Origin of the sequence: Holdemania filiformis DSM 12042 (genome assembly GCF_000157995.1) — a bacterium.
Lineage (GTDB): Bacteria > Bacillota_I > Bacilli_A > Erysipelotrichales > Erysipelotrichaceae > Holdemania > Holdemania filiformis.
The window spans coordinates 595,620-600,176 of the sequence record NZ_GG657556.1 but is presented as its reverse complement, the minus strand read 5'-3'; the positions used below and the strand labels follow the sequence as shown (position 1 = coordinate 600,176).

The following is a 4,557-nucleotide window of genomic DNA, read 5'->3' as shown; positions in this document are numbered from 1 at the left end:
ACTGTTGACCAATACCTTTTTTTCTTAAAACGACTAAAATCTCAAAATCATACTCTTTCTTCAAAATACTACATAATTTAGCCATACTTTGAAAAGCTCCAGCTAAATTATTATCAGAAGGACAAAACAAAATTTTCATAACTAACTTCTCTCGGCTATTGCTTTGTTTACCGTAATTGATTTTATTTTATAAAAAAAATTAGACATATGATTTTTAATGAATCCAATAATTTTGCCAACAAGTAAACATAATGTTATATTTTTATATTTCATTGGATACATTGCTAATCTTAATAGTTTTGAATTTATTTTCCCTTTTTCTATAGCATAATTATTAAATTGATCATATATTATATTCCTTATTAAACTTCTTTTATCGGAGACATTGCTAATAGATATCTCCTGTATACATTGAACCAACCTTGAAGCATAATACCCATAAATACTTCCCATAATATTGTCATTTTCTACATTCCAAATTCTGTAAACTTTTAAGATATGTTCAAACTGTTCTCTTCTTTTTTGATATAATAATCCATCAAAAACAGTAGTTGTTTCAGAGCCTTCTCTTGATCTAAAAAAATGATATCCACTATTTGAAGAAATTACTACTTTGTTTATATTCATTATAACTTCCATATTAAAATGTAAATCATCCCACTTTAAATTTGGAAAAAATAGTTCATTACTTTTTATATAAGATGTTTTGTAAAGTTTATTCCATGGTACAGCCATCATCATATTATCAAAATACAAATGTAAATTATTTACTACATCTTCTCTACTTAAATACACTTTATTCTCTACACTTACTTTATAACTTGACTTTTTATTATTCTCATAGTATTCCATAGTATATCCTGATATAACTAAATTAGCATCATTAGAAACTGCTAATTTATACAATTCCTCTAAATAGTTTTCTTCAATCCAATCATCTGAATCAGGAAAATATAAGTACTTGCCTTTTGCAATTTTTATTCCCTCATTTCGAGCACTTGGAGCGCCACCATTTTCTTTATGAATAACTTTAACACGTGAATCTTTATCCTTATAATCATCTGCAATTGCACCACAATTATCAGGAGAACCGTCATCAACAATTATTAATTCAAAATCATCAAAAGACTGGTTCAATATACTATCAATACACTTTCTTAAATAATTTTCCACTTTATAAACTGGCGTTATTACACTGATTTTGCACATAATTATTAATCCCTTCTAAATAAATCTCTACTATATACTTTTTGCTTTACATCATCTAAGTTACCATCATATCTATTGGCAATTATTGCATCGCTTTGTTTCTTAAACGTATCTAAATCATTAACAATCTCACTACCAAAGAATGTTTCACTATTGTTTAAAGTTGGTTCATAAATAATGACTTTTGCACCTTTTGCTTTAATGCGTTTCATTACGCCTTGAATAGACGATTGTCTAAAGTTATCACTATTAGATTTCATTGTTAACCTATATACGCCTATAATAATTTCTTTTTCACTTGGTGAATTGTATTCATTGTTATCTTGATAATTATAATAACCAGCTTTTTTTAATACTCTATCAGCAATAAAGTCTTTTCTTGTTTTATTAGATTCAACAATTGCACTCATCATGTTTTGTGGTACATCTTCATAATTAGCTAATAATTGTTTTGTGTCTTTAGGTAAACAGTATCCACCATATCCGAATGATGGGTTATTGTAATGTGTCCCGATACGAGGATCCAAACATACACCTTTAATAATTTGTTCAGTGTCTAATCCCTTCATTTCAGCATATGTATCTAATTCATTAAAGTAAGATACACGTAAAGCTAAATAAGTATTTGCAAACAATTTGACAGCTTCTGCCTCAGTGAATCCCATGAATAATGTTTCAATATCTTCTTTAATTGCACCTTCTTGGAGCAATCCAGCAAATACACGAGCTGCTTCAACAAGTCTTTTATCATTTATATCAATTCCAACAATAATTCTTGAGGGGTATAAGTTATCATATAAAGCCTTTGATTCTCTTAAGAATTCTGGAGAGAAAATAATATTCTTACTTCCTGTTTTTTCTCTAATACTTTGTGTGTATCCAACTGGAATAGTCGATTTAATAACCATAATAGCTTCTGGATTAATTTCCATAACTATTTTAATTACTGATTCTACAGCACTTGTATCAAAGAAATTCTTCTTTGAATCATAGTTAGTTGGTGTTGCAATAATAACTATCTTAGCATCTTTATATGCTTCATTTGCATCTAATGTTGCTGTTAAGTTTAATTCTTTTTCAGCTAAATATTTTTCAATATAATCATCTTGGATAGGTGATTTTTTATTGTTAATTAATTCTACTTTTTCTGGAATGATATCAACTGCAACAACTTCATGATGCTGAGCCAATAATGTAGCAATACTTAATCCTACATACCCAGTTCCTGCTACTGCAATTTTCATATATTTCTCCCTCCACATTCTTATTATAAAGCTAATTTGAAAATCATAACTAAGACAGATTTTTTACCGCATCTAAATATTTTACAAATTGTTGCATGTAAAAAACTCTATTTCAGGCGTTTTTTCCTTACTTGCTAAAATTATATCTAGAATTCATAAACCCTTGCGATACATCTTTCACCGAACTGCTTAGACAGCTAAATCATTGCGCACACTTTCTCTGAGGTGAAATAAATCACATCACATCTTCTGAATGCAACTTTCAAAATTGTAAAAAAAACTTCTTATCAATCAAATAGACTGATTTAAACGAACACCTTTGTACTCGCTCGATACACTATCATCGAAGTCTTTGCCGCTTACATAATGTTGCGTTCAGTTATAGCAAATCAACTGATACCCCTGCTCAATCATTCGGGTAGCTTATTCTTCTACAATAATTTCTATTTCATCATCTCTTGATGGAATTCATATATGTCCAAACGTTGCTATTTTCAGTTTTTTTCTTTTCACTTTTTCATTTGTCATTTACTATACGCGTCCCTCTATAGCTCCCTGATGGAAACTCTTATTCTCATCAAAATTATCCTCAACTACCAATTTTGAAACTTTATCTACCTACACGCAAAAAAGAAGGTAAAATTTCTCTATCCGCCGCGACATACCTCCCATCCTTATATCAGCCAAAAGTTCCTATTTTTACGGACTTTTCGTTTATATTTCGGTTAAGAAAATATGAACTAAGAAATGAACCTTTCACTTTCTACTACTTCTTTGTTCCTATTATGTCACGTTAATAGTTATGCTAAATTCTATTGCATGCTTTTCCGTCCGGATATGAAAACGACTCTGTGAAACTAGATATCTATTAGATTCGGATAATGAATAAGCTATTAAATAAAAAGGCCTACCTAGTTTAGTAGACCAAAACATAAAACAGTATGAACTCTGAAAAGCTACAATAAAACTTAGAATCCTCAGTGATTTCTTAATGTTTTTATAGAAATTAAATTAATAAAAAAACATTTACAATGAACTATCCCGGGTCTTGACCCGGGATATCTTAATCAGCGATGCAGTCAACGCCCAAATATAGCTGTCTATACTCCGTATCTTGTTTACCACCCAGGTTCTTCCCATACGCTTTGACTACAGATTCACTTTGGTTTTTTCCAACATTCTCCACAAAATATCCGTCGGTTCAAAACTGCCCGCCCCACAATTTTTTCTTAACTTCTGGGCATTCGACAAAGATTTGTCGAAGATGTTCGTCCACATTTTTATCAAATACCACCCGACGGTATTTTGCTGGACATACAATATGGTAAACAAGATTACTTCCATTATGGGATAATTCCCAGTAGCCGGTCTTTTCCACTTGCATCGCCCTCGTTTCGTATTTATCATACTCCGCTCGGTATTACGCTGCAAGCAGCGGGGTATATACCCATTAGTAAAAATAATTCACTGGATTGTTTTTACTTAATAAAGATATTTTATTCATTTAATAAATATCTCTATATCCAAAGCTGCTTCTTTTAATTAATCTTCGATCAATTATTCGATAACACTGATATGTTTCTAAATTGTTCTCTTAAATATTTTCAAATTTAATTTTCGTCTCTTTTTCTGAATTTTTTTTCCATGACATTGAAGAATCTTTTCGTTACTTAAAATCTTTCTTGGATTTTCCTCAATCAATTGGAACGCTATAGTATTTCCGAATTCTTTCGCAAGAAATTCTCTTGACTCTGAGAGTACGCAAGGTCGATGTTCGTTATGAGCGTCACTAGCCACAAAGCTAACAAATCCATGTTCGATCATAGAAATAAGAACTTTCTTTGTTTCTTTCTTAAATAAACTATTTTGATTTGCTTGTAAATAATATCCTTCATTCAGCCATCGCAAACAGAAGTTCGGGTCATCTTGAACATAACTATACCGTTCTGGATGTGCGATAATGACTCGATATCTTAGTGCCAGCTCATAAAGAATTTCATCATATTCATCTTTGTAGTCTCGGAATGGAAACTCGACTAAGATATAATCTGATTCAGCTAAGGTTAAGATTTCGTCCTTTTCTAATAGTTCTGGTAAATCCGGA

3 protein-coding genes and 1 pseudogene are annotated in these 4,557 nt (G+C 30.8%); all 4 read right to left on the bottom strand.

Features of this window, described 5'->3' with window-relative positions; all coding sequences use genetic code 11:
• Nucleotides 1–141 precede the first annotated feature (141 nt).
• On the bottom strand, nt 142–1,209 hold the full coding sequence (locus tag HOLDEFILI_RS18390) for a glycosyltransferase family 2 protein (protein WP_006059225.1): 1,068 nt from the start codon (nt 1,207–1,209) through the stop codon (nt 142–144).
• A 5-nt stretch (nt 1,210–1,214) separates the two neighbouring features.
• Nucleotides 1,215–2,453 (bottom strand): nucleotide sugar dehydrogenase, encoded by a 1,239-nt coding sequence (locus tag HOLDEFILI_RS08675; RefSeq protein WP_039864400.1) that lies wholly within the window; start codon nt 2,451–2,453, stop codon nt 1,215–1,217.
• Nucleotides 2,454–3,516: 1,063 nt separating this feature from the next.
• Nucleotides 3,517–3,837 (bottom strand): annotated as a pseudogene (locus HOLDEFILI_RS18855) (transposase).
• Nucleotides 3,838–4,034: 197 nt separating this feature from the next.
• Nucleotides 4,035–4,557: CpsB/CapC family capsule biosynthesis tyrosine phosphatase (locus tag HOLDEFILI_RS19680; RefSeq protein WP_006059221.1), on the bottom strand; the 523-nt coding region annotated here is incomplete at its 5' end.

What these genes read in the sequence shown, in the direction of transcription:
- HOLDEFILI_RS18390 (WP_006059225.1), bottom strand. Translation starts at nt 1,209, where the DNA reads ATGTGCAAAATCAGTGTAATAACGCCAGTTTATAAAGTGGAAAATTAT.
- HOLDEFILI_RS08675 (WP_039864400.1), bottom strand. Translation starts at nt 2,453, where the DNA reads ATGAAAATTGCAGTAGCAGGAACTGGGTATGTAGGATTAAGTATTGCT.